Origin of the sequence: Frigoribacterium sp. Leaf8, from assembly GCF_001421165.1 — a bacterium.
Classification (GTDB): Bacteria; Actinomycetota; Actinomycetes; order Actinomycetales; family Microbacteriaceae; genus Frigoribacterium.
Map to the genome: position 1 here is coordinate 233,936 of NZ_LMKB01000006.1, position 25,924 is coordinate 259,859.

At 72.2% G+C, this 25,924-nt stretch carries 21 protein-coding genes; 9 read left to right on the forward strand and 12 right to left on the reverse strand.

The features are described 5' to 3' along the window. Positions 1–172: 172 nt before the first annotated feature. The gene (locus ASL10_RS12660) at positions 173–466 is read left to right on the forward strand and encodes a hypothetical protein (protein WP_056048488.1); all 294 of its coding nucleotides are present in this window, start codon (positions 173–175) and stop codon (positions 464–466) included. Positions 467–571: 105 nt separating this feature from the next. Here the strand turns inward: ASL10_RS12660 and ASL10_RS12665 are convergent, their stop codons facing one another. Continuing rightward, positions 572–1,531, reverse strand: a complete 960-nt coding sequence (locus ASL10_RS12665; protein WP_056048493.1) for an NAD(P)-dependent oxidoreductase — start codon at positions 1,529–1,531, stop codon at positions 572–574. Positions 1,532–1,825: 294 nt separating this feature from the next. Here ASL10_RS12665 and ASL10_RS12670 point away from each other — a divergent pair, with 294 nt between their 5' ends. From ASL10_RS12670 to treZ, 4 genes are all read left to right on the forward strand, one after another. Next, positions 1,826–3,412, forward strand: coding sequence for a S8 family serine peptidase (locus ASL10_RS12670; RefSeq protein WP_056048496.1), 1,587 nt, complete (start codon positions 1,826–1,828; stop codon positions 3,410–3,412). Positions 3,413–3,557: 145 nt separating this feature from the next. After that, on the forward strand, positions 3,558–5,756 hold the full coding sequence (glgX, locus tag ASL10_RS12675) for a glycogen debranching protein GlgX (protein WP_082460561.1): 2,199 nt from the start codon (positions 3,558–3,560) through the stop codon (positions 5,754–5,756). Positions 5,757–5,773: 17 nt separating this feature from the next. Beyond that, positions 5,774–8,149: a malto-oligosyltrehalose synthase gene (treY, locus tag ASL10_RS12680; RefSeq protein WP_056049137.1), complete on the forward strand. Its 2,376-nt coding sequence runs from the start codon at positions 5,774–5,776 to the stop codon at positions 8,147–8,149. Positions 8,150–8,291: 142 nt separating this feature from the next. Next, positions 8,292–10,064, forward strand: a complete 1,773-nt coding sequence (gene treZ, locus ASL10_RS12685; protein WP_056048500.1) for a malto-oligosyltrehalose trehalohydrolase — start codon at positions 8,292–8,294, stop codon at positions 10,062–10,064. A gap of 93 nt (positions 10,065–10,157) precedes the next feature. Here the strand turns inward: treZ and ASL10_RS12690 are convergent, their stop codons facing one another. From ASL10_RS12690 to ASL10_RS12725, 8 genes are all read right to left on the reverse strand, one after another. Then, complete coding sequence (locus ASL10_RS12690; protein WP_056048503.1) at positions 10,158–10,964, reverse strand: polyprenol monophosphomannose synthase; 807 nt, start codon at positions 10,962–10,964, stop codon at positions 10,158–10,160. An 85-nt stretch (positions 10,965–11,049) separates the two neighbouring features. Continuing rightward, positions 11,050–11,730, reverse strand: coding sequence for a class F sortase (locus ASL10_RS12695; RefSeq protein ID WP_082460562.1), 681 nt, complete (start codon positions 11,728–11,730; stop codon positions 11,050–11,052). After that, the gene (locus ASL10_RS12700; protein WP_056048505.1) at positions 11,727–12,896 is read right to left on the reverse strand and encodes a glycosyl hydrolase family 8; all 1,170 of its coding nucleotides are present in this window, start codon (positions 12,894–12,896) and stop codon (positions 11,727–11,729) included. The genes ASL10_RS12695 and ASL10_RS12700 overlap by 4 nt, the downstream gene beginning before the upstream one ends. A gap of 132 nt (positions 12,897–13,028) precedes the next feature. Then, positions 13,029–13,895, reverse strand: coding sequence for a DUF4397 domain-containing protein (locus ASL10_RS12705; RefSeq protein WP_056048509.1), 867 nt, complete (start codon positions 13,893–13,895; stop codon positions 13,029–13,031). Positions 13,896–13,993: 98 nt separating this feature from the next. Beyond that, positions 13,994–16,000: a glycosyltransferase family 39 protein gene (locus ASL10_RS12710; RefSeq protein ID WP_056048512.1), complete on the reverse strand. Its 2,007-nt coding sequence runs from the start codon at positions 15,998–16,000 to the stop codon at positions 13,994–13,996. Next, positions 15,997–17,487, reverse strand: a complete 1,491-nt coding sequence (locus tag ASL10_RS12715) for a glycosyltransferase (RefSeq protein ID WP_233568480.1) — start codon at positions 17,485–17,487, stop codon at positions 15,997–15,999. The genes ASL10_RS12710 and ASL10_RS12715 overlap by 4 nt, the downstream gene beginning before the upstream one ends. A gap of 15 nt (positions 17,488–17,502) precedes the next feature. Further along, entirely contained in the window at positions 17,503–18,114 is a 612-nt protein-coding gene (locus ASL10_RS12720; protein WP_082460563.1) for a GtrA family protein, read from the reverse strand. An 85-nt stretch (positions 18,115–18,199) separates the two neighbouring features. After that, complete coding sequence (locus ASL10_RS12725; RefSeq protein ID WP_056048516.1) at positions 18,200–19,639, reverse strand: glycosyltransferase; 1,440 nt, start codon at positions 19,637–19,639, stop codon at positions 18,200–18,202. A 183-nt stretch (positions 19,640–19,822) separates the two neighbouring features. Between ASL10_RS12725 and ASL10_RS12730 the strand changes: the two genes are divergently transcribed. Both ASL10_RS12730 and ASL10_RS12735 read left to right on the forward strand, forming a co-directional pair. Beyond that, positions 19,823–20,827: an aldo/keto reductase family protein gene (locus ASL10_RS12730; RefSeq protein ID WP_056048517.1), complete on the forward strand. Its 1,005-nt coding sequence runs from the start codon at positions 19,823–19,825 to the stop codon at positions 20,825–20,827. Between the two features lie 156 nt (positions 20,828–20,983). Continuing rightward, complete coding sequence (locus tag ASL10_RS12735) at positions 20,984–21,535, forward strand: YceI family protein (RefSeq protein ID WP_054144994.1); 552 nt, start codon at positions 20,984–20,986, stop codon at positions 21,533–21,535. 54 nt (positions 21,536–21,589) lie between these two features. Here ASL10_RS12735 and yidC read toward each other — a convergent pair whose 3' ends face one another. Both yidC and ASL10_RS12745 read right to left on the reverse strand, forming a co-directional pair. Beyond that, positions 21,590–22,333, reverse strand: coding sequence for a membrane protein insertase YidC (gene yidC / locus ASL10_RS12740; RefSeq protein WP_056048519.1), 744 nt, complete (start codon positions 22,331–22,333; stop codon positions 21,590–21,592). A 78-nt stretch (positions 22,334–22,411) separates the two neighbouring features. Further along, positions 22,412–22,708: a DUF6412 domain-containing protein gene (locus ASL10_RS12745; RefSeq protein ID WP_056048521.1), complete on the reverse strand. Its 297-nt coding sequence runs from the start codon at positions 22,706–22,708 to the stop codon at positions 22,412–22,414. Between the two features lie 111 nt (positions 22,709–22,819). On the opposite strand from ASL10_RS12745, the gene ASL10_RS12750 reads away from it, so the two are divergent. Both ASL10_RS12750 and ASL10_RS12755 read left to right on the forward strand, forming a co-directional pair. Continuing rightward, positions 22,820–23,377, forward strand: coding sequence for a TIGR03086 family metal-binding protein (locus ASL10_RS12750; RefSeq protein ID WP_056048524.1), 558 nt, complete (start codon positions 22,820–22,822; stop codon positions 23,375–23,377). An 86-nt stretch (positions 23,378–23,463) separates the two neighbouring features. Then, the gene (locus ASL10_RS12755; RefSeq protein ID WP_056048526.1) at positions 23,464–25,158 is read left to right on the forward strand and encodes a long-chain-fatty-acid--CoA ligase; all 1,695 of its coding nucleotides are present in this window, start codon (positions 23,464–23,466) and stop codon (positions 25,156–25,158) included. Positions 25,159–25,224: 66 nt separating this feature from the next. On the opposite strand, the gene lepB is transcribed toward ASL10_RS12755, so the two are convergent. After that, a complete protein-coding gene (gene lepB, locus ASL10_RS12760; protein WP_056048528.1) occupies positions 25,225–25,866 on the reverse strand; it encodes a signal peptidase I in 642 nt (213 codons plus the stop codon). Positions 25,867–25,924: the final 58 nt, after the last annotated feature.

The following is a 25,924-nucleotide window of genomic DNA, read 5'->3' on the forward strand; positions in this document are numbered from 1 at the left end:
ACACCCCGCCTGCCGACCTCCGGGTCGGCAGGCCCCTGGGTCGTCTCCATGGCGACGCACCGGCCCTCACCTTGCGTCGAGGGCCGGTCATCCCGGTGGCCCCCCTCGCGCTCCCCTGCGCGAGGGGGTTTCCTCTGCCCTGGCCACGCGGCCGACCGACGAACGGAGCCCCATGGTCCCCACCGCCTCCCCCCTGACTCCCCCGATGCTCCTCGGGCACCTCCCGACGCATCCCCACGCCGCGCCCGTCGAGGTGCACCTGCCCCGCTCGCGGTTCCCCGTGGCGATCAGCTTCGAGTCGTCGGACACGTGGTCGATCGCCGAGCGCTTCGGCGAGCAGCTCGTCAGCCACGGGCGACTGGCCTACCGCGCCGGCGCGTTCGTCGTCCGCACCGCGGCCGGCACCACCCGTTACGGCCACTCGTGGCAGGCCGCGGTCACCGCCCACCTGCTCCGCCGCGGCTGACCACGGCCGTCGTGATGTTCCGCCCGGGCAGCCCCGGCGGATCACCCGGGTGTTGGCGATCGGATCGGCCCCGTCCGCCCCGGCGGCCGACCATCACCACCCGGTTCAGCCCAACGTCAGCTGCCCGTCGGCCTCGAGCCACTCGAGGCCCTCGACGACGGCCTGGACCGAGGTGTAGCGCGGCGCGTAGCCCAGCAGACGGCGCGCCTTGGCGATGGTCATCGAGTGGCTGCGCGACGCGTGCTGCCAGGACGCGTCGGCGTTCTCGTCGGACGTCTGGTCTCGGAACTCGGCCCACGAGACGAACCGCAGCCGCGCCTCCTGACCGTGGTGCCGAGCGATCGCCTCGGCGAGACCGCGCAGCGTGATCGCCCGCTCGCTGACGACGTGGAAGGCCTCACCGACCACCTGCGAGTGCCGCTCGGCCGCGAGCTGGAACGCCTGCGCGACGTCGTCGGCGTGGACGTGGTGGACGGTCTCGAGCCCGAGGCCCGGCATCGCGATCTCGCGCCCGGCGGCGAGGGCCTCCCAGACGGAGAGGTCGAGGTTGCCGACCGCGTTGATCATCGGCCACCCCGGGCCGGTGATGTGCCCGGGGTGCAGCACGATGCTCTGCACTCCGCCCGGGCGCCGTGACTCGCGGAGCAGCAACTCTTCGATGGCGGCCTTCTGCGTGCCGTACTCGCCGAACGGGGTGCGCTCGTCCTCTTCGGTGATCGGCACCTCACGCGACGGACCGTGCACCCAGACCGTGCCGCAGTGCACCAGCACGGTGCCCGTGCCCTGCAAGGCGTCGACCATCTGCCGCGCCGACGCGACCGTGAAGCAGATCATGTCGATCACGACGTCGGCCCCGAGCCCGGCGATCTCGCCCGCGAACGTGCCGTCGGCGTCGCCCGCCTCGCGGTCGAGCAGGAGGCGCGTCACGCGTGACCACGCCGCGTGCGACCGGTAGGGCTCGGACTCCCCCCGGCTGACGGCGACCACCTCGTGGCCGGCCTCGACGAGTCGCGGGACGAGGAATCCGCCCACGTGGCCGGTGGACCCGATGACGACGATCTTCACGACGCGACCCCCGACACGATCGAGAGGGCCGGGAACGGACGGCGGGGACGAAGGGTGGCAGCTCTGCACACGGCATCGGAGGACATGGCTCGACGCTACCCGGCGCCCCCGACAGCGGTGTACCCCGCATGGGGGTCACGCGGCGTCCCCTCAAGTGCCCACTGCGCCGTGGCCCCGGATTCTTCAGACTTCCTCTGAGGAGCACGGCGGCTCGTCGGATCATCGGGCACGGCCCGCGACGAGCCATCCGCTCCGCGCGTCCCATCCGGCACGCGCGACCCGACGAGGAGAACCATGACCTTCACCGACCCCCGCGCCCGCGGCACCCGCCGCCGCGTCACGACCGTCTGTCTCGCGGCGTCCCTGACCCTGGGACTCGTCGCCGTGGGCTCCGGCGCCGCCGTCGCCGCGCCTCCCGCGTCCGCGCCCGGTGCACCCGCCGCACCCGGCAAGCCGGGCCCCGCCCCGACGCTGCCGGTCGTCGAGGGGCCGGTGATGAACTACGTCGTCAACGCGGGCAAGGCCAACCCCGGCGCGACCAAGCAGGTCGAGCGGGCGGTCGCCGCTGCGGGCGGCAGCGTCATCGCCGCGTACACGGAGCTCGGCGTGGTCGTGGCGCAGTCGAGCAACGCGAACTTCGCCCCCTCGGTGCGGAGCGACAAGGCCGTCTCGTCGGCCGGTGCCACCCGCACCGCCGCGGTCGCCGAGACCGACCCGACCTACGGCGTCGGCACGACCGCCCCGGGCCCGGGCAAGCCCGTCAGGCCCGGCCACCCGGGCGGTCCAGGCAAGCCCGGTGGTCCCGGACACCCCGGCAAGCCGAAGGCCGCGACCTCGCCCGAGCAGCGGCTCGAAGAGACCACGACCGTCGTCGCCGACCCCCTCGAGGCCCAGCAGTGGGACCTCACGGCCATCGGGGCCGACCAGGCGCACCAGGTCACCGACGGCAGCCGCGACGTGCTCGTGGCCGTACTCGACTCGGGCATCGAGGGCGACCACCCCGACCTGCAGCCGAACATCGACGTGGCCGCCTCGGCGAGCTGCCTGACCGGGACGCCCGACTCGAGCTACGCCGCCTGGCAGCCCACGACGAGCGACCACGGCACCCACGTGGCCGGCACGATCGCCGCGGCCCGCAACGGCGTCGGCATCGTGGGCGTCGCCCCGGGCGTGACGATGTCGGCCGTCAAGGTCGTCAGCGACGACGGCTTCATCTACCCCGAGGCCGCGATCTGCGGCTTCATGCAGGCCGCTGCGACCGGTGCCGACATCACGAACAACAGCTACTACGTCGACCCGTGGCAGTTCTGGTGCGGCTCGGACGTCGACCAGGCGGCCGTGCTGACCGCCGTCGACCGCGCCGTGCAGTTCACCCAGAAGAAGGGCATCGTCAACGTCGCGGCGGCCGGCAACTCGTCGATCGACCTCGCGAACAAGACGGTCGACACGGACAGCCCGAACGACACCACGCCGACGATCCGCCCGATCGACTCACGCTGCCTCGACATCCCGACCGAGCTCGACGGCGTGGTCACCGTGTCGTCGACCACCTCGGCCGGGGCGAAGTCGGGCTTCTCGAACTACGGCGAGGGCGTCGTCGACGTCGCGGCCCCCGGTTCGGCCATCCTCTCGACCGTGACCGGCGGGGGCTACGGGACCAAGTCGGGCACCTCGATGGCCTCGCCGCACGTCGCCGGCGTGCTGGCCCTGCTGAAGTCGACCCACCCGCGTCTCGGCGGCACGGCCCTCGTCGGGTTGCTCGAGCGACAGGCGACCGACACCCCGTGCCCGACCGGCACGACCACCTGCACCGGCACGCCGGCCGACAACGGCTGGTTCGGTGAGGGGATCGTCGACGCCCTCGCCGCCGTGACGAAGTAGCCGACCCAGCAGGAGGAGCACCACAGAGCGAGCACCGCCCCGACGGGGCGCCCGCCCGGCCCGTGCGGCCCGGCGGGCGCCCCGTCCTCGCGCGGACGGGGCGCCCGTTCGCCCCTAGGCTGAGCGAGTCCCAATCGGAGGTTCGATGCACACCTGGCCCGGCAACCCCTACCCCCTCGGCGCGACCTACGACGGCAGCGGCACCAACTTCGCGATCTTCAGCGAAGCCGCCAGCAAGGTCGAGTTGTGCCTGTTCGACGACGACGGCACCGAGACGAGGGTCGAGTTCACCGAGGTCGACGCCTACGTCTGGCACGCCTACCTGCCCACCGTGCAACCCGGTCAGCGCTACGGCTACCGCGTGCACGGCGAGTACGACCCCGCGAACGGCTCGCGTGCCAACCCGAACAAGCTCCTCCTCGACCCCTACGCCAAGGCCACCTGCGGCGAGATCGACTGGGACGAGGCGCTGTTCGCCTACACGTTCGGCGACCCCGACTCGCGCAACGACAAGGACAGCGGCCCGCACATGATGCTGGGCGTCGTCATCAACCCGTTCTTCGACTGGCAGGGCGACCGCGCCCCCAAGTACAGCTACGACGAGACCGTCATCTACGAGGCGCACGTCAAGGGCCTCACCGAGACGCACCCCGACATCCCCGAAGAAGAACGCGGCACGTACGCCGGCGTCGCGAACCCGGCGATCATCGACCACCTGAAGAAGCTCGGCATCACGACCCTCGAGCTGATGCCCGTGCACCAGTTCGTGCAGGACAACACCCTGCTCGAGAAGGGCCTCAGCAACTACTGGGGCTACAACACCATCGGGTTCTTCGCCCCGCACGCCGCCTACTCGGCCACCGGCGACATCGGCCAGCAGGTGCAGGAGTTCAAGACGATGGTGCGGGTGCTGCACGACGCCGGCATCGAGGTCATCATCGACGTCGTCTACAACCACACGGCCGAGGGCAACCACCTGGGTCCGACCCTCTCGTTCAAGGGCATCGACAACGCCGCCTACTACCGGCTGATGGACGGCGACCAGCAGCACTACATGGACTACACGGGCACCGGCAACAGCCTGAACGTCCGTCACCCGCACTCGCTGCAGCTCATCATGGACAGCCTGCGCTACTGGGTCACCGAGATGCACGTCGACGGCTTCCGCTTCGACCTCGCCGCGTCGCTCGCCCGCGAGTTCTACGAGGTCGACCGTCTCTCGACCTTCTTCGAGCTCGTGCAGCAGGACCCGATCGTCTCGCAGGTCAAGCTGATCGCCGAGCCCTGGGACGTCGGCCCCGGTGGTTACCAGGTCGGCAACTTCCCGCCCCAGTGGACCGAGTGGAACGGCAAGTACCGCGACACCGTCCGCGACTTCTGGCGCGGCGAGCCCTCGACGCTCGGCGAGTTCGCCAGCCGGATCACCGGCTCCGCCGACCTGTACGAACGCGACGGGCGACGCCCGGTCGCGAGCATCAACTTCGTCACCGCTCACGACGGCTTCACGATGCGCGACCTCGTCAGCTACAACGACAAGCGCAACGACGCCAACGGCGAGAACGGCAACGACGGCGAGAGCCACAACCGTTCGTGGAACTCCGGGGTCGAGGGCGAGACCGACGACGGAGAGATCCGCGCCCTGCGCGAGCAGCGCCAGCGCAGCTTCCTCGCCACCTTGCTGCTCAGCCAGGGCGTGCCGATGCTGCTGCACGGCGACGAGCTCGGTCGCACGCAGGGCGGCAACAACAACACGTACGCACAGGACAACCAGATCAGCTGGATCGACTGGCCGAACGCCGACCGCGAGCTGATCGAGTTCGTCGCCGAGGTCATCAAGCTGCGCCACGACCACCCGACCTTCCGCCGCCAGCGGTACTTCAACGGCCGTCCCGTCACCCGTGGCGAGGGCGAGCCCCTGCCCGACATCGTCTGGTTGACGACCGAGGGCGACGCCATGCAAGAGGGCGAGTGGAACGAGTCCTACGCCAAGGCGATCGGCATGTTCCTCAACGGCAACGGCATCCGTGGCCGTGACGCCCGAGGCGGTCGCATCACCGACGTCAACTTCGTCCTGTACTTCAACGCCAGCGCCGAGACGGTCACCTTCGTCCTCCCGCCCGACGAGTACGCCCAGGGCTGGGAGGTCGTCGTCGACAGCACCGTGACGGCGCCTCCGCCGCCCGCCAGCGCCGCGCCCCGCACCCCGACGGCCACCCGCGCCGCCACCACCACCCAACCGCCCTCGACCCCGCAGGCCCCCGCGGCCCTGCGGGCCGGCGATCGACTCCCCGTGGCGGGTCGCTCGCTCGTCGTCCTGCGTGCCACGGCCGAGGAAGAACTGTGACCCGACACGAACCGACCATGCACCCGCGCTCGACGTACCGCCTGCAGGTGCGCGCCTCCTTCGATCTCGACGCGGCAGCCGAGCTGGTGCCCTACCTGCGCGACCTCGGTGCCGACTGGGTCTACCTGTCCCCGATCCTCGCCGCCGAACCGGGCAGCGACCACGGGTACGACGTCGTCGACCACAGCCAGGTCGACCCCGAGCGGGGCGGCGCCGAGGGGCTCGACGAGCTGTCGACCCGCGCCCACGCCGCAGGACTCGGCGTCCTGGTCGACATCGTGCCGAACCACGTCGGCGTCGCCACCCCGAAGGCGAGCGTCTGGTGGTGGGACCTCCTGACCCACGGCCGCGGGTCCCGCTACGCCGACGCGTTCGACGTCGACTGGGCCGCCGGGGGCGACAAGGTGCTGCTGCCGGTGCTCGGCGAGCCCGCCGCGGCGGACGGCTCGATCGAGGGCCTCACGGTCGACGGCGACGAGCTGCAGTACTACGACAACGTGTACCCGATCGCCCCGGGCACGAGCTCGCCCGGCGACGACGCCGCCACCGTGCACTCGCGGCAGCACTACGAGCTCGTGCACTGGAAGCGCGCCGACACCGACCTGAACTACCGCCGCTTCTTCGCGGTCAACACCCTCGCGGGCATCCGCGTCGAGGACGAGGGAGTCTTCGCCGAGTCCCACGCCGAGATCGGCCGCTGGTTCTCGGAGGGCCTGGTCGACGGCCTCCGCGTCGACCACCCGGACGGACTGGCCGACCCGAAGGGCTACCTCGACCTGCTCGCGGCCCTGACGGGTGACGCCCACGTGCTCGTCGAGAAGATCCTCGAGGGGGACGAGCGCCTCCCCGAGGACTGGGCGACGGCCGGCACGACGGGCTACGACGCCCTCGCCGACCTCGACCGCCTCTTCGTCGACCCGAACGGCGCACCCGCCCTCGACGCCCTCGACGCGCGCCTGCGCCGGGCCCGCGGCGTGGACGCCGACGAGCACGCCGCCGGGGCGGACGAGACCACCGGCGACGAGCCCGTCGACTGGCACGAGATGATCCTCGGCACGAAGCGCGGCATCGCCGACGGCATCCTCGGCAGCGAGATCAACCGTCTCGCCCGGCTGATCGCCGAGGGCGACACCGTCGACCCGTCCGTGGTCGACGCGCTGGCCGAGCTCGCCGCCGCCTTCCCGGTGTACCGCAGCTACCTGCCGCAGGGTGCCGAGTGGCTGACCGAGGCCGCCGAGGTCGCCACGACCCACCGCCCCGACCTGGCCGACGCCGTCGGACGCGTCGTCGCCGTGCTGCGCGACGAGTCGCACCCCGCCTCCGTGCGCTTCCAGCAGACGAGCGGCATGGTCATGGCCAAGGGCGTGGAGGACACCGCCTTCTACCGCTACAGCCGCCTGGCGACGCTGACCGAGGTGGGCGCCGATCCGAGCGAGTTCTCCGTCACTCCTGACGAGTTCCACGCGCGTCAGCAGGTCCGCCTCGCCGAGCGTCCCTTCGGCATGACGACCCTCTCCACGCACGACACCAAGCGCAGCGCCGACGTCCGCGCCCGGGTCTCGGTGCTGGCCGAGGTCGCCACCGAGTGGGCGGCGACCCTCGAACGCCTGCGCGAGCTGGCCCCGGTCGGCGACGGCCCGTTCGAGAACATCCTCTGGCAGACGATCGTCGGCTCGTGGCCCGCGTCGCGCGAGCGCCTGCACGCCTACGCCGAGAAGGCGTCCCGCGAGGCGAGCACGTCGACCACGTGGACCGACCGCACCGCCGAGGCCGAGGCCTTCGAAGGGCGGATGCACGCCGCCGTCGACTCCGCGTTCGACGACGACGAGGTGCGTCACGAGGTCGAGCGCATCGTCGACGTGCTGCGTGCACCCGGTTACAGCAACTCCCTCGGCGTCGCGCTGATGCAGCTGACCGGCCCCGGCAGCCCCGACGTCTACCAGGGCGGCGAGCTGTGGGACTTCTCGCTCGTCGACCCCGACAACCGACGCGAGGTCGACTTCGCCCTGCGCCGGCGCCTCCTGGACGAGGTCCGCGGCGGCGCGACGCCGGCGATCGACGACACCGGTGCCGCCAAGCTCGTGGTGACGCACCACGCCCTGACGCTGCGCCGCGACCGCCCCGACCTGTTCACGCGCTACGCCGCGTTGCCGGTCTTCGGCGAGCAGGCCGCGTCGGCCGTCGCCGTGGACCGCGGCGGGGCGCTCGCGATCGCGACCCGTCTGCCCGTCGCCCTCGAGCAGGCCGGCGGCTGGGACGACACCGTGGTCCTGACCGCAGGAGGCGCGTACCGCGACGTGCTCACCGGCCGCCGGCACGAAGGCGGTCGCCTCCGACTGGCCGACGTGCTCGACACGTACCCCGTCGCCCTGCTGATCCCCGCAGAGGACTGACCCCGTCGGGTCGCGCCCCGTCGCGCCCGACTACCGTCGCCCCCGGGCGAGACGTCACGACATGCCGCTCACCTCTCGACGTGAGCGGCATGTCGTGCCTTCTCGACCCCCTCCCCCGCCCCTTCCGAACCCGAGGAGACCGATGAGCGTCTACGACGTCTGGGCCCCGAAAGCGACCACCGTCCACCTGCACCTCGACGGCGAGCTGCTGCCGCTGTCCGCCGAGCCCGACACCGGCTGGTGGCGCACCCCCGCCGACCTCGACCGGGGCCCGGGTCACCGCTACGGCTTCGTGCTCGACGGCGGCGACTCCCCCGAGGGCGAGACGCCGCTGCCCGACCCCCGCTCGCGTCGCCAGCCCGACGGCGTGCACGGCCTGAGCGAGACCTACGACCCGGGCGCCTTCGCGTGGACCGACGACGCGTGGACCGGCCGCCAGCTGGCGGGTTCGGTCGTCTACGAGCTGCACGTCGGCACCTTCACGCCCGGGGGCACGCTCGACTCGGCGATCGAGAAGCTGCCCCACCTGGTCGACCTCGGCGTCGACCTGGTCGAACTGCTGCCGGTGAACGGCGTCAACGGCCGCTGGAACTGGGGCTACGACGGCGTGGACTGGTTCACGGTGACCGACAACTACGGCGGTCCCGAGGCGTACCAGCGCTTCGTGGACGCCGCGCACGCGGCGGGTCTCGGCGTCGTGCAGGACGTCGTGTACAACCACCTCGGCCCGTCGGGCAACTACCTGCCGCTGTTCGGGCCGTACCTGTCGAGCAAGCACGCGAACACCTGGGGCGACAACGTCAACCTCGACGACGCCGGCGCCCACGAGGTGCGCGAGTTCATCCTCGACAACACGGCGATGTGGCTCGACGACTACCACGTCGACGGCCTGCGCCTCGACGCCGTGCACGCCCTCAAGGACGACAGCGAGGTCCACCTGCTGCAGGAGCTCGCCGAGCGGACCGCCGCGCTCAGCAGCCACCTGCGCCGGCCGCTCTCGCTGATCGCCGAGAGCGACCTGAACGACCCGCGCCTCGTCACGCCGCGCGACGGCGGCGGCTTCGGCCCCGACCACCGCCAGGGCTACGGCCTCGACGCGCAGTGGAGCGACGACTTCCACCACGCCGTGCACGTCGCGCTCACCGGCGAGACGACCGGCTACTACGCCGACTTCGAGCCGCTCGGCGCCCTGGCCAAGGTGCTGACCAAGGGCTTCTTCCACGACGGCACCTGGTCGTCGTTCCGCGAGGCGACGCACGGGTACCCGGTCGACACCGAGCACATGCCGACCTGGCGCCTGGTCGTGGCCAACCAGAACCACGACCAGATCGGCAACCGGGCGATCGGCGACCGCCTGGCCGCGACGCTCGACGACGGGCAGCTGATCATCGCCGCGGCGCTGACCCTGGCCGGTCCGTACACGCCGATGCTTTTCATGGGCGAGGAGTGGGGCGCCTCGACCCCGTGGCAGTTCTTCACCTCGCACCCCGAGCACGACCTCGGCGAGGCGACGGCGAAGGGCCGCATCGAGGAGTTCGCGAAGATGGGCTGGGACGAGTCGTCCGTGCCCGACCCGCAGGAGCCCTCGACGTTCGAGGACAGCAAGCTCGACTGGTCCGAGCTCGAGACCGGCCGCCACGCGGTGCTGCTCGACGCGTACCGCCGTCTGGGGGCGCTGCGCCGCAGCGAGCCCGCCCTGACCGACCCCCGCTTCGGCGAGACGGGCGTCGAGTACGACGGCGACGCCCGCTGGCTCGTGCTGACGCGCGGTGACCTGAAGATCGCGATCAACCTCGCCGACCAGGAGGCGCGGGTCGCGGTGAGCGCCGAGACCGTCCTGTTCGCCAGCGACGCCTCGATCGCCGCGGGGTCGAGCCTGCTGCTCCCGGCGCACTCGGTCGCGATCGTCCGCTGACGCGGGCACGGCCGACGCGGGCCCGACCGGGGCCAGGACAGATGACGCGCGCCCGGGGCTGACCACCCCGGGCGCGCGCGTGCCGCCTCCCTGCTAGCGCGTCGACACGCCGCCGCGCACGGGCCCGACCCGGTGCGAGGTCGCGCGGACGCTCGGCAGGCGACGGTGTCGCACGACCAACTCGACGACGGCGCGGGACCGTCGACGCAGACCCCACAAGGTCACCTTGGTCAGCGACTCCCGGACGATCGAGCCGCTCATCTTCGAGGCGCCGTGGATGCGCTCGGTGAACGTGATCGGAGTCTCGACGACCCGCAGGCCCGCCTGCAGCGCGCGCCAGAGCAGGTCGACCTGGAAGCAGTACCCCCGCGACTCGACCCGGTCGAGGTCGATCCGGCGCAGCGCGGACGAGCGGAACACCCGGAACCCACCGGTCGTGTCGGCCACGCGGATGCCCAGGGCTCCCCGCGTGTACCAGCTGCCGCCACGGCTGAGCAGCTCCCGGCGGAGGGGCCAGTTCTCGACGGCGCCGCCGGGCACCCACCGCGAGCCGAGCACGAGGTCGTTCTCGCGGAGCAGCTCGAGCATGCCGGGCAGGTACTCGGGGTGGTGCGAGCCGTCGGCGTCCATCTCGACGAGGGCGTCGTAGCCTCGCTCCAGCCCCCAGGCGAAGCCGGCGAGGTAGGCGGCGCCGAGGCCGGCCTTCTCGGTGCGGTGCATCACGTGCACGCGGGGATCGCGGTCGGCGTAGGCGTCGGCCAGCTCTCCGGTGCCGTCGGGCGAGCCGTCGTCGACGACGAGCACGTCGACCGCGGCACCGGAGGCGAGGGTGCGCCCCACGATCCAGTCGAGGTTCTCGCGCTCGTTGAAGGTCGGGATGATGACGAGGGCGTCGTTCATGGTGGGGTCCTTTCCCGTCGGGTGGGAGTCGGAGGTGTCGGGTGTCGGGTGTCGGGTGTCGGGTGTCGGAGGCGTCGGTCGGGCGTCAGGCCACGAGGTCGGCGAACACGATGAGGTTGTCGACGTAGTGCCCGGTCGACCGGTCGAAGGTGCCGTCGCAGGTGATCAGCCGGAGGCCGGGGGTCGGACTGGCCCCGTAGACGTCGCTCGTCGGGAACGTCGCCTTCGGGGTGCGCTCGCTGCCCGTGACGCGGAAGGTCTCGACCGAGCCGGTCGACAGCGTCACCTGCACCTCGTCGCCGGGCACGAGCTTCGCGAGGTCGACGAACACCGCGGGGGCGTCACCCGAGTCGACGTGTCCGGCGATCACGGCCGGTCCGACCGCGCCGGGCACGACGCCGTCCTGGTACCACCCGGCCGACAGCCACTCCTTCGGCGGGTCGAGCTCGCCCTGGGCGCCGAGGCCGAGGTCTTCGAGGCCGGAGTCGACCCCGATCGAGGGGATCTGCAGGCGGACCGGCGTCGCGTCGGCCGGGGGCGAGGTGTACGACGGGGCCGCCGGGTCCTGGAAGGCACCGGCCGCTCCGCTCGCCGCATCCGGCGTCGCATTTGTGGTGGCGGGGGCCGTGGCGACGGAGCCGGGTGCGTCCGCGTCGGGCCGGGCGGCGACGGCGGCCACCGTCACGCCACCGGCCACGAGGACGACGGCGGCGACCGCGGCGAGGACCGCCGCGCGGTGACCGGCGACGAACGTCGAGAGGCTCATCCGTTCACCACCAGGGGGGTGCAGGCGCCGAGGCTCGAACCCTCGAGTTGCAGGGCGGCGAGCGCCGCCCAGGCGCTGCCGTAGTAGGTCGGCGTCGACTGTGACAGGGAGTCGGCGGTCCGCAGGTCGGCCGTCGCCCGGTCGTGCTGGCCGTCGCTGGCCTCGGCGGCGGCACGGGCGGCGTAGGCGAGGGGGCTCTGGTCCGAACCGACCGACTGCCCGCCGAGGTCGAGCTGCATGGGCAGCTCGTCGTAGCGCTGCAGCACGGAGGCCATCGACGCCGAGAGCGCCACGTCCTCGGGCTGGCACGACTCGGCGTAGCGCAGGGCGAGCCGACCGGCGTCGTAGCTGTACTGCACGGTGCCCGACGACCCGTCGGCGCTCGGCAGCGGGACCGTCGTGCCGTCCTGCTGCACCTGGGCCCAGTCGCTCGGGAGGGCCGTCGAGGCGAGGATGTTCGTGGTCACGGCTCGCGAGCCGGTCTCGAGCTCGGCCCATCGAGGGTCGCCGCTGGCCTCGCCGAGCTGCGCGAAGGTCGCGGGCGACGCGTACGAGGGGTTGTACGACCACGGGCCGGAGCCCATCGCCCACGGTCCGGGCAGCAGGATGCGGCCGACGTCGGTCGAGACCGTCATCTTGTCGAGCACGTCGGTGCCGAGGTCGACGCCCTCGGTCGTGAGGTCGGAGCGGTCGAAGGTCGAGCCGGCGAGCACGAGGGCCCGCGCCGCGTCGACGTCGGCGTCGCTGGCCGGCATGTCGTCGACGACCTCGCCGTCCTTCCACTGCCAGGCCAGCAGGCCGTCCGGGCGCACCAGGTTGCTCTTCGTCCAGTCCCAGATCGCATCGAAACGGTCCTCGTCGCCCACTCCGACGGCGACGAGCATCCCGTAGGCCTGCCCTTCGCTGACGGTGTCGTCGCCCTGGTCGCGACGCACGACGCGGCCGTCGTCGTCGACGTACCCGTCGAGGAAGTCCTTGCCGATCTCGGCGGCCGTCCGTGGCTGAGGAGTGGCCGTACCCGTCCCGGGGGTGCCGGTCGCGTCCGCGCCTGCCTGGTCCGTCGACGGGCCGCCAGCCCCTCCGACGACGAGGGAGGCGATGCCGGCGGTGATGGCGAGGGCCACCACGACGGCCGCTGCGAGCAGCGCCTTCGTCTTCTTCGTCATGTCGTTCTCTTCTCCTGCTCGGTGCTGCGGTCGGTCGACCCGGTCGACGCTCTGGACGCGATCGGTGCCGGGGAGGCGCGGTGCGACGGGTCGCTCACCGCGCCTCCTCGTCCTGTCGGGTGGTGCCGGGCGTCAGGCCCCGAACCAGCCGAGCACGGTGGCCCAGAGGCCCTTGGTCTCGCTCTTCTGCGGGTGCTCGGCGAGGTAGCCGCCACCGGTCTGGACGCCACCGACGGGCGCCTGCGCCGTGGCCGCGCTGTCGACGACCGGGACGACGGTCAGACCGCCGGTCGAGTTGTCGAGCACGAACAGCGTGTTGATGCTGCCCGCCGCGAGGTCGACGTCGCTCGTGCCGGTCACCTTCTTGCCGGTCAGGTCGAGGGTCCAGGGGCCGGCCGCGACCTGCGCGTAGCCGCTGGCGCTGCCGAAGGGCGCGTCCTCGGCGATGGTGGTGCCCGTGCTCGTCGCGACCGTCACGGTCTTGCTGACGTTCGCGGCCTGCACGAGGCGGACCTTGGCCTGGCCGTCGGCCGGGGCCGTCAGGTCGTCCGTGAAGACCTGGGTCTTCAGGTCGTCGTTCGGGCCGTAGGCGACGGCGGTGATCGGCTGGCCGCTGTCGACCGTGATGTTCGACGTGATGACCGGCTTGGCACTGGTGGGTGCGTCCGCGGCCGTCATCGAGACCACGTAGGTGCCCGCGGCCAGCGCCTGGTAGGGGCTGACCTGGCCGTAGGTGACGTCGTCGAGGTCCATGACGACCTGCCCGCCCTTGAGCGAGGTCAGCGTGACGTCGACGGCCTTCGTGTCGGGCGAGAGGTGGCCGACGCGGACCCAGCCGTCCCCGTCGGCGGCGTGCGCGGGCGACGTGCCCACGAGGGCGCCGGCGAGGGCGACCCCGGTGGCGGCGGTGAGGGCGAGCACCGTCGCGAGACGGCGGCGTCGGGACGGGACGCCGGTGACGGCGGCGGGTGCGGTGGTGGTGCGTGAGAGGGAAGCCACGATGGCTGGTCCTTTCCGGTCGGGTGTCCCACCCGGGACGGGTGGGACGCGGTGAGGAGGTGCCGGCGCCCGCGGGAGGACGGACGCCGGCGTGGCGATCAGTTCGCGAGGACGCCCGTCGGTGCGACGGCCGAGAAGGTGACGCGCAGTCCGTCGCCCGAGGGGACGACCGACTCGGGGACGTAGACGCTGCCCAGGCCCTCGAGCGTGGTCCGCACCTCGTCGACCGACTGACCACCCTGCGGGGTGACGTCGAACTGCCGGAACAGGGCGTCCTGTTCGCCCGGCAGGGCCGCGGGGTCGGCGACCGAGATCGGCCCGAGGGCGGCGAGCTGACCGAGCACGATGATCGCGCGCGGGTCGAGGCGGCCGTCCGAGAGCGCCGTCGACAGGGTCGACGAGATCTGCAGGTTCGGGTTCTGGGCGAGTTCGGCACCGGCCTGCGAACGGGCCGACGCGGCGTCGTCCGCCTCGGTCTGCGCCTGCGCGGCCCCCTGGCTGTCGATCTGCCGGACGTTGACCTGCTGGTCGCCGTCGCCGAACGAGGCGATCACGGTCGAGTTCGCGAGGGCCTCGCGGATCTCGGGCGAGGTCGGCCCCGAGGTGCGGACCGACTCGGTCTCGAAGAGGTAGTCCGAGTCGCGCCAGCCGTTCGGCGACTGCGCCTGGACGGCACCGTCGGTGTCGATCTTGTAGAACCAGATCACGTTGTCGCGGGCGAAGCCGGCCTTGACGAGGTCGACCCAGACCGCGTCGTCGACCAGCAGGCGGCTGTCCTTCGGCACGTTCGTCTCGACCCAGCTCTCGGCGTTGCGCATGGGCGCGTCGAGGTCGCTGTCCAGGAAGCCGCGCAACTGCACGGCCCAGAGCGGGACGATCGCCACGACGGCCGCGAGGGTCAGGGCGAGCCAGGCCACCGAACCGGTGCGGGACGCCGCGGTCGAGAGCGCGCCGGCCCGACGGGCACGGAAAGCCCGGACCGCGTGGTCGGTGACGGCCGCGACGAGCAGCGCCGCGAACGGCAGCAGCATGATCACGTAGGGCACCGGCAGGTAGCCGCCGGGACGGAACATGAAGGCGATCAGGAACACCATCATCACGCCGAGCGGGCGCAGCCTCTTGACGAAGACCGCGACGACCGAGGCCAGCGTGCCGAGCACGATGAGCACCTGGTCGAGCTGCCACCACTGCGACACGGTCGCGAAGAAGAGGCTGCCGGTGTCGAACACCGAGCCGCTCGCCTCACGGGTCGCGAGCTGGAACTGGATGCCCTCGAGCAGGCTCACCCTGCCGGCACCGGGCAGCAGCTCGCCCTTCACCGCGGCGAGCGCGACGTAGCCGAGGCCGACGAGCACGAGCAGGCTGCCCGCGATCGACAACGTGTACCGACGGGTCGACTTGTCGGCCCCGCGCCACATGATCCAGGCCAGGAAGGGCAGCGCCAGCAGGTACGTCTCCTTCGAGAGCACCGCGATGCCGAACGAGAGGGACGCCGCCGCGAAGCCGGCGAGCTGGTAGCGCTTGCTCAGGGCGAAGACGAACGCGGCCAGCAGCCACGGGGTGGCGACGTTGTCGAGGTAGACCGTGCGGTGGAACTGCAGGGCCAGCGGCGACACGGCGAACACGAGACCGGCCACGGCGGCCGCGGGACGGCTGAGGCCGAGCTTGCGGCCGAGCAGCCAGACGAGGGCCACCGAGACGACCGTGAAGAACAGCATCGCCTCGCGAGCGGCGAGCACGGCGACGTCGTACCGCGAGAAGGCGCCGGTCAGGGCCGTGTAGGCCGAGATCTGCAGCCAACCGACCGGCGGGTGGTCGTACCAGTAGGTGTAGTGGGTGATCTCGCCTAGGTTCTGGATGGCCCAGGCCTGGGCGGCGTAGGTGCCCTCGTCGTCGATGCGTTGCGGCGAGCCGTCCATGTTGAAGGCCATGACGACCGCGGCGATGGCGAGGACGGGCAGCAGCCAGGCGAGGCTCGCGCCGTGTCGACGCAACCACGACGCGGGCCGGGCGCCCCTCGGGTCCTTCGTGGGGACCACGGGGGTTCCCGGTCCGTTCGACACCGTGGTGCCGGCCGCGCGGGGGCGGTTCAGCGTGCTGGTCATCGGTCACCTCCGGTCATGGCCAGGGCGGGCTCCGTCGAGGAGGCGCGGGGCGCCTCCTGCGGTTCGGTCGCGACCTCGTCGCGGTGCGCGCCGGTGTGCTCGGTCTTCTCCCAGGCGTTGAGGCCGCGCAGCTGGCGGAAGACCGCCCGGACCGCGGCGAGCGCGAGGAAGATCTGGTACGGCAGCAGTCCCCAGACGAGGCGGAAGTAGTCCCGGGCCCGGACCTTCTGGCCGTAGACCCGCCCGAACTCGCGCAGGCCGGTGAACTCGACGGCCAACAGCACGAGCGTCGGCGCCAGGGGCACGAACGACACGAGTGCGATGGCGGTCGGCACCTTCGTGGTCAGGATCAGGACGATCGAGACGGGGATGAGCAGACCGGTGGCGGCCTGGATGAACGGCATGGTCAACAGGTAGCGGGCCATGAGGCGCTGGCGCAGGCGGGGCAGCTTCTTCCACTCGCCCTTGCCGTAGACCTGCATGAAGCCCTGGTTCCAGCGGGTGCGCTGCTTGAGCAGCGAGACGAAGGTGCCGGGGGTCTCCTCGCGGGTGACGACCTCGGGGCTGTAGGCCACGACGACCTTGGCCCCGGCGCTCGAGAGGCGGACGCCGAGCTCGCAGTCCTCGGCGAGGCACTCGGCGTCCCAGCCCTCGGACCAGTCGAGCCAGTCCTTGCGCACGAAGACGGTGTTGCCGCCGAGCGGGATGAACTTCTCCTTGGCGTGGAAGTGCAGGCGCGACCGGAACCAGAAGTAGTACTCGAGCACGTTCCGCAGGCTCCACCAGCTGCTCTGGAAGTTCATCAGCTGGACGCCGCCCTGCACCACGTCGGCATCGGTCTCGGTGAACCGGGAGTCGACGAGCGTCAGGAGGCGGGGGTGCACCTCGTCCTCGGCGTCGAACACGCCGACGATCTCGCCGCGCGACGACTGGAGGGCCAGGTTCAGCGCCTTGGGCTTGTTCTTCGGCACGCTCGAGTCGACCACCACGCGGATCAGCTCGGGGTGACGGGCGGCCGCCTCACGGGCGACCCGCTCGGTGCCGGGGTCGTCGTGGCCGACGATCGCGATGATCTCGAAGTCGGGGTGGTCCTGCTGGGCGAGGCGGTCGAGGGTCTGGCCCATGACCTCCTCCTCGTGCCGGCCGGGCACGAGCAGGGTGAACGAGTGGGCGGCGTCGAGGGGGTTCTCGCTGAACTGGCTGTCGTCGAGGTTGTCCTTCGACCGCCAGGCGTGCAGCATCCACCAGAGGGTCGACACGGCGACCGCGGTCAGCAGGATCGTCACGACGATCAGCGACGAGTAGCCGATCCACTCGAGGGGCGACCAGTCGGGTAGCTGGAAGCCGATCATCGAGTCGGCGGCACCGGTCGAGCCACGGTTCGGGACGAACTGCGACGGGTCGGCGGGGGCTTGCGGGGTGAGCAACGGGGCGGGTTCGCCCGCTGCGAGATGTGATGTCGGGATCTGGGTCGGGTCAGTCGACACAGGATCACTCTCCAGTCAGGGGGTCGGGTGCAGGTGGGCCTGCGAGGTGGTCTGCGGGATGGGGTCGTCGGTCGACCGGGGGTCGATGACGGTGGCGAGCGCGGCCGACGGGTCGGGGGTGTCGGCCGTGGTGGTGACCGCGGGCGAGCCGCGGAAGACGAGGTGGCGGTAGGCCAGGTAGCGGAATGCGGTCCCGAGGACGAGACCGATCCCGTTGGCCGCGACGTTGTCGGCGAGCTGGCTCGTGAAGCCCAGCAGGTAGTGCGAGACGAAGAGGCAGGCCGAGGCGATCAACAGGCCGCCCACGTTGACGAGGCCGAAGGTGACGGCCTCACGGACGACGGCCTGGTTGCGTCCTTCCCGGAAGGTCAGGTACCGGTTGCCGAGCCAGGCGACGGCCGTCGCGACGATCACCGAGACGACCTTGGCCCCGATGGGCTTGTCGTCGAGCAGGGTGGCGCGCAGCAGGTTGTACACGCCGACGTCGACGACGAAGGCGATCCCGCCCACGGCGCCGAACGTCGCGAGCTCCTTCACCCGTGCGACGAGGCGCAGGGGTGGCGTCGGGTTCGTCGTGGCGGCACGGTCGGGACGTGCCCCCTGGACGGGGGACTCTGGTTCGGGCATGACACCGGTTCGGGGGACGTCGCCGGATCGGTTTGGTCGGGGTACGCAGATCTGGGCCAACTGCCAGACAGGCGACATCTGCCGGTCATCCGACGGCGGATTCGTCGAGCCCGACGGGTCGCCCGGCGAGGACCGGGGCGCTCGTCGAGGGGCCGACGACCCGCGGGCGGACGATCGCGAGTTCCGCCGCGACCGCCGTGACGACCGCGCAGAGGGTGACCAGCCGGTCCGGCACCGAACCGACGACGACCAGGAGGCGCTCCCGGCTCGTCGCGCGCCGCCCCTGTTCCGCAGCCGCCTCCGTCGTGGCCCCGACGTCGAGGAGCTGCGAGAGCATCCAGGGCAGCACCGGGAGCGCCGCGAGCGCGACGACGAGGACGGGTGCACCGACCAGGACCGTCGAGGCGACCGTCACGGCCATCACGATCGTCACGGCGGCGTCGACCAGCGGCTCGGTGAGGACGCCGAGGGCACGGCGCCGCGCGCCCGGCCGGAGCCGACGCCAGTCGCCCTGCCCCAGAACCTGCAGGCAGCCGCGGACCCACGTCGCCCGGGCACGGGCCAGGTCGCGGAGCCCACCCGGCGACCGCTCGACCGTGGTCGCCTCGGCCGAGGTCGCGATGACGATCCGGGCACCGGCCGCCGTCATGCGCACGCCGAGGGCCAGGCCCGCCTCGACGCGGGAGGCGTCCCAGCCCCCCGCCCAGGCGAGCCACGCGTGACGCACGAAGAGCGTGCTGTCCGACAGCGGCACGAAGCCGGCGCGACCGTGGGAGCGGACCACCGACCGGGACCACCACCAGCGGTCGACGGTCGACCGGGGCGTCCACCAGGGGGTCGCCGCGAGCGCCGGGCGGCTGGCGTGCTGGACCGCGTCGGCGTCCGTGCGGGTCAGGACCGAGTCGACCAGGGCGAAGAGGCGGGGGTGCGGCCGGTCGCCCGCGGAGAAGACGCCGACGATGCTGTCACCGTCGGGGGCGAGTTCGTCCGCGAGGGAGGAGGCGGCCACGGGCGTCCGCCCGGCGAGCGGGCCGGTCCTGACGATCCGGACCCGCTCCGGGTGACGCCGGACGGCGGAGGCGGCGACGTCGAGGGTCAGGGCGTCGTCCACGTCGACGGCCACGAGGACGCGCACGTCGGGGTGCCGCTGCCGGGCCAGCAGGTCGAGCGTCACGGCCAGGCCGGCCGGCCCGTGCGCGGGCACCAGGGCCGTGAACGCGTGCGCCGGGGGCAGCACCGGGCCGTCGAGGTCGCCGTGGCCGAGCTCCTCCAGCTCGCGGACGAGGTAGAGCCTGCGCACGATGCGACCGATGGTGACGGTCAGGACCAGCGCGACGAGCACGGCCAGCAGCGCCGTGCCGGCCCACTGCAGGCTCGACCAGTCGGCCCACGGCAGGGCGGCCGAGACGTCCTCCCCCGGGACGGAGGGCAGGCCGCCCCGGTTCGGCACGAACGGTGTCGGCGTCGCGGGCAGCGTCGGCGTCAGGACGGGGCCGGGCGCCGCGAAGGCGGGTGCGGAGGTCACGGTGGTGATCCAGTCGGGTCGGGGCAGTGGGAGCCTCGGACGTCCGGTCCCGCAGGGGACCGCGACGTCCGACGGATCGTGTCCCCCAGCCGGGGGACATGATCTGATGAATCGTCACTGTACGCCTCCTCAGTCGACCGCACGGGCCTTCGCCGCGTCCCCTGCGACGCGTAGCGTGGGGTCATGGAATTCAGACACCTCGGCGACAGCGGACTCAAGATCTCGGAGATCACCTACGGCAACTGGCTGACGCACGCGTCCCAGGTCGAGAACGACGTGGCGACGCAGTGCGTCCGTGCGGCCCTCGACGCCGGCATCTCGACCTTCGACACCGCCGACGCCTACGCGAACACCGCGGCCGAGCAGGTCCTCGGCGACGCCCTCAAGGGTGAGCGTCGCGAGGGACTCGAGATCTTCACGAAGGTCTACTGGCCCACCGGCCCTCGCGGACACAACGACGTCGGCCTCAGCCGCAAGCACGTGCTCGAGTCGATCGACGGGTCGCTCCGCCGCCTCGGCACGGACTACGTCGACCTCTACCAGGCCCACCGCTACGACCACGAGACCCCGCTCGAAGAGACCATGCAGGCGTTCGCCGACGTGGTCCGCGCCGGCAAGGCGCTCTACATCGGCGTCAGCGAGTGGACCGCCGAGCAGATCCGGGCGGGCCACGAGCTCGCCGTGAAGCACGGCGTGCAGCTGATCTCGAACCAGCCCCAGTACTCGATGCTCTGGCGCGTCATCGAGTCCGACGTCGTGCCGGCGAGCAAGCAGCACGGCCTCGGCCAGATCGTCTGGTCGCCCGTCGCCCAGGGCGTCCTGACCGGCAAGTACAAGCCCGGAGCCGAGCTGCCCGCGGGCAGCCGCGCGACGGACGACAAGGGAGGCGCGGACACGATCAAGCGCTTCCTCACCGACGAGGTGCTCACCGGCGTCGCGAAGCTCGAGCCGATCGCCGCCGACCTCGGCCTCTCGATGGCCCAGCTGGCCATCGCATGGGTGCTGCAGAACGACAACGTCGCCTCCGCGATCATCGGGGCCTCGCGCCCCGAGCAGGTGGCCGACAACGTCAAGGCGGCGGGCGTCACGGTGCCCGCCGACGTCATGGCCCGCATCGACGAGGCGCTCGGCGACCTCGCCGAGAAGGACCCCGGCAAGACGGTCTCCCCCGAGCGCCGCCCGGCCTGACGCCCGTCCGGCCCGACCCGGGCCGGTCCGCAGGACATCCCCTCGACATCGTCCGGACACCCCGGGAATGTTGTCCCGCTGGATGCGCTTGCATATACTCGTACCAGCTTCGATGACACGTCATCGACCTCGACCTCACAGATTCAGGAGAACACCATGACCATCACCGCAGAGAAGATCCCCGCCGGCACCTGGAACCTCGACCCCACCCACAGCGAGGTCTCGTTCAGCGTCCGCCACCTGGCCATCAGCAAGGTCAAGGGCTCGTTCGAGTCCTTCGACGCCTCGCTGGTCACGGCCGAGGACCACACCGCCTCGAAGGTCACCGCCTCGATCGACGTGGCCTCGGTCAACACCAACCAGAAGGACCGCGACGGCCACCTGCAGACCGGTGACTTCTTCCTCGCCGAAGAGCACCCCAAGATGACCTTCGTGTCGACCAGCATCGAGGAGAAGGGCGACGACGCGTTCCTCGTGCACGGCGACCTGACCCTCCGCGGCGTCACCAAGCCCGTCACCCTGAAGAGCGAGTTCGGCGGCCTCGTCGTCGACGGCTACGGCCAGACCAAGCTCGGCTTCTCGGCGACCACCAAGATCGACCGCACCGAGTTCGGCGTCACCTGGAACGCGGCCCTCGAGGCCGGCGGCTTCACGCTGGGCAACGACGTCACCGTCACGCTCGAGATCCAGTTCACGCTCGCCGCGTAGACACCGGCACCACGAAGGGCCCGCTCTCGCTCGGCGAGGGCGGGCCCTTCCGCGTCATCGCGCGAGGACGCGCCGCAGCACGGCGCGCTCCCCCTGCGTCCAGGCCGCGCTCGTCACGAGGTAGAGGGCGGCCGCGAGCGGGGCGAACGCCGCGAACAGCACGCTGACGAAGGGCAGCCAGCGCACCATGCCCGCCATGCCCGGGAGCGCCTCCTGCCCCGGTGCGGCCGTCGTGACGGTGACCGCGCCGGTGAAGCGCAGCGTGGCACGCCGGCTCGTCTCGACCACGACGGCGAGCAGCGCGAGCAGCACCAGGTAAGGCCAGACCGCCGGGAGTCCCACCGCGAGAGACGCGAACAGGTTGGCGCCGAGGGCGGCTCCGCCGAGGGTGTGCGTCAACAGGGCGTTGGCGTGCCCGGCGATCTCGGAGTGCGCGAACAGCGAGTAGACCGCCGTGAGCACGGGTGCCTGCGCGAGCGTCGGCAGGCAGCCGGCCAGCGGGGACGCCTTCTCGGAGGCGTACAGCGCCATCAGCGCCGTGCTCCGGGCCGTGGGGTCGGTGATCCGGCGGTTCAGGTCGGCGATCGCGGGGGCCAGGCGGCGGCGGGCGACCTCGGCGCGCACCTGCGAGATGCCCACGGGCACGAGCACGAGCCGGACGAGCAGGGTGAGCAGCACGACGCCGAGGGCGGCGGCGGACGACCCGGCCACCGGTTCGACGAGCACGCCGAGGGTGGTGACGAGCGACTGCAGACCGCCGAGGACGACGGCGATCGGGGGGAAGGTGGACAGGTCCATGCGGACTCCTCGGTCAGAGAGACGGTGGGTGTCTTCTGGCCGCCGAGGGGCGTCGGGTCGACGCGGGCGCGGGTGCGCTCAGGCGGCCGGGACGGCCCGCCCGGGAGCCCGGGACCGCACGTGCCCGCGGGCGTCCGGGTCGCGTCGCCAGACGAGGAGGCGCGTGCCGGCTTCTTCACGGAGCGTCACCTCGGGCACCGCCCCGGCCAGCCCGCAGAGCGTGAGCACGACCCGGGCCACGCCGAGCGCGGCCACCGCGGTGGCCGCACCGAGCAGGCCGACGAGCACGACCGCGGACAGCGGCGCTCCGCCGGACGAGAGCACGGCCTCGACGAACGCCGCGAGGGGCGCCAGCATCGAGAGGCCGAGGGTCATGCCGACGACCCTAGCCGACGGTCCTACCATCGGGGCAGTGCCCTCGGGAACACCGTGCCGTCCCACGCGGTTGACGCCGAGAGCCACCGCCCCGCCCCGAGAGGACTCCCGATGACCGTCGACTGGATCACCCTGCAGAAGACCGCCCACGACGAGTTCGCCCGTCGCGTCGAGGCCGTGGCCGACTGGGACGCCCCGACGCCGGACACCGAGTGGAAGGTCCGCGACCTCGTGCGTCACGTCACGCGCGAGCAGCAGTGGGTGCCGCTGCTGCTCGAGGGCGGCGACCCCTCCGAGGCGGAGAACTCCATCGAGCCGCTCGGCGACGACCTCGTCGAGGCCTGGCACCGGTGGTCCGGTGCCGCCACCGCCGCCTGGAGCGCGGCCGACCCCCACGCCGAGGTGCGCTTGAGCGCCGACGTCGTGCCCGTCCACGAGTACCTCGCCGAGCAGGTCGCCGACGTGACGATCCACACCTGGGACCTCGCCCGTGCCGTGGGGACCGACGAAGAGCTGGACGACGCGCTCGTCGAGGCCGTCTGGGGCGTGTTCGCGCCGCAGAAGGACGCTCTCGAGGCCTCGGGCCTCTTCGCGTCCCCCGTCCCGGTCGACGACGACGCGCCGCTGCGCATCCGCCTGCTCGCCCTCACCGGGCGCGACGCCCGCTGAGCCGTCCGCCCACCCGGGTGGGCGTTCTGCGCGACCCGACCCGCGCCTCCCGGGGGTTCATCACCCGGCCCTGCCAAGGTGGTGGCATGACCGCCCCGATCGATCGCCCGTGGCTGCACAGCTACGCCCCCGACGTCCCCGCCGACATCGAGCCCGTGACGGGCAGCCTCGTCGACCTCATCGACGACGCCGTGTCGACGTACCGGCAGAAGCCGGCCCTCGAGTTCTTCGGCCGCGAGACGAGCTACCGCGACCTGGGCGACCAGGTCGCCCGCGCGGCCGAGGGCCTCAGGAGGCTCGGCGTGGGTCGCGGCGACCGGGTCGCCTTGATCCTGCCGAACAGCCCGCAGCACGTGGTGGCGTTCTACGCGGTGCTGCGCCTGGGCGCGGTCGTGGTCGAGCACAACCCGCTCTACACCGACCGTGAGCTGCGCCACCTCTTCGAGGACCACGGCGCCACGATCGCCATCGCCTGGGACAAGTTGGTCGACCGACTGCGCTCCCTGCCCGCCGACATCGGCTTTTCGACCGTGGTCTCGGTCGACGTGACGAAGGGCATGCCCCTCGGCACGCGCCTCGCCCTCAAGCTGCCGGTGCCCGCCGCGAAGAAGAGCCGCGCGGCCCTCACCGACGGAGCCGAGGGCGACGTCACCTGGCAAGGGCTGCTCGCGAACCGTCCGCTGCGCAAGAAGCACCCCCGACCCGACGTCGACGACATCGCCCTGCTGCAGTACACCAGCGGCACCACGGGCTCGCCCAAGGGCGCGATCCTCACCCACCGCAACCTCCGCAGCAACGCCGCGCAGGGTCGCGCCTGGGTGCCGGGACTCGTCGACGGCGACGAGACGGTCTACGGCGTGCTGCCGTTCTTCCACGCCTACGGCCTCACGCTCTGCCTGACGTTCGCGATGAGCATCGGGGCGCGCCTCGTCCTCTTCCCCAAGTTCGACGTCGACCTCGTGCTGAAGGCCGCGAAGAAGCACCCGCCGACCTTCCTGCCGGCCGTGCCGCCGATCTACCAGCGCCTCGCCGACGCGGCCCGCGAGCGCGGCGTCGACCTGTCGTCGGCACGGTTCGCGATCTCGGGCGCGATGAACCTGCCGACCGCCGTCGTCCAGGCCTGGGAGGGCGTCACGGGCGGCATGCTGGTCGAGGGGTTCGGACTGACCGAGACCTCGCCCGTCGCCCTCGGCAACCCGATCGGTCCGACCCGTCGCGTCGGCACCGTGGGCGTGCCGTTCCCGTCGACCGAGGCCCTGGTCGTCGACCGCGACGACCCCGATCCGAGCCGCCCGGTCGTCGCCGGGGCCGCCGGAGAACTGCTGCTGCGGGGCCCGCAGGTGTTCCGCGGCTACTGGAACCGACCCGACGAGACCGCCGAGGCCTTCCTCGAGGGCGGCTGGTTCCGCACCGGCGACATCGTCACGATGAGCACCGACGGGTACGTCACGATCGTCGACCGCATCAAGGAGCTCATCGTCACGGGTGGCTTCAACGTCGCCCCCTCCGAGGTCGAGGAGGCGGTCCGCAACGCCCCCGGCGTGGCCGAGGTGGCCGTGGTCGGCCTGCCCCGGTCGGGCGGCGGCGAGGACGTGGTGGCGGCCGTCGTGCTCGAGCCGGGTGCCGCGTTCGACGCCGAGGCCATCCGCGAAGCCTCACGCGGCCAGCTGGCGGCCTACAAGGTGCCGCGGCGGGTCGTCCGGCTCGACGAGTTGCCCAAGTCGCTGATCGGCAAGGTGCTGCGGCGCGAGGTGCGCGACCGGCTCATCGCTGCGGGCTGACCCTTCGGGCGGGTCCTGCCAACGGGCCCCGTCGGCAGGCCCCGTCGGCGTGTCCGGTCGGCGTGGTCAGAGGCCCTGCCACCGGTCGACCGGCCAGCTGATCACGAACGCCCGCCCGATCACGTCGTCGACGGGAACGAAGCCCGCGTAGGGCCCGGTCTGGTGTGCGCGCGAGTCCGCCGACCGGTCGCGGTTGTCGCCGAGCACCCAGAGCGCCCCCTCGGGCACGGTCACGTCGAAGTCGGTCGCCGAGGCGCGGGGTCCGCCGTCGGCGAGCGTGAGGTACGGCTCGTCGAGGGCCCGGCCGTTGACGAGCACGTGGCCGTCCGCGTCGCAGCAGCTGACGTGGTCGCCCGGCAGGCCGACGACGCGCTTGACGAGGTCCTGACCGGCGTCGTCGCCGTAGCCGAGCCACCCGCCCGGGTCCTCGAAGACGACGATGTCGCCGCGGTGCAACGGCAGGAGTCCGGGTGCCAGTTCGTTGACGATGATCCGGTCGCCGATCATCAGCGTCCGTTCCATCGATCCCGACGGGATGGAGAAGCTGCGCACGAGGAAGGTCCGCACGCCCCACGACAGCAACAGCCCCACCAGGACGATCGCGAGCAACTCGAGCAGCCACCGGCCCGTGGGGTTCCGGCGGATCCCGGAGGCGCGGGTCCCCTCGCCCTCGTCGGTCGCGTCCGCGAGGGGGCTGCTGTCGGTCACCGGCTCATCCTGTCAGCGCGTGCCCGCGCCCGCCCTCCCCGGTCAGGGGGCCGTGGGG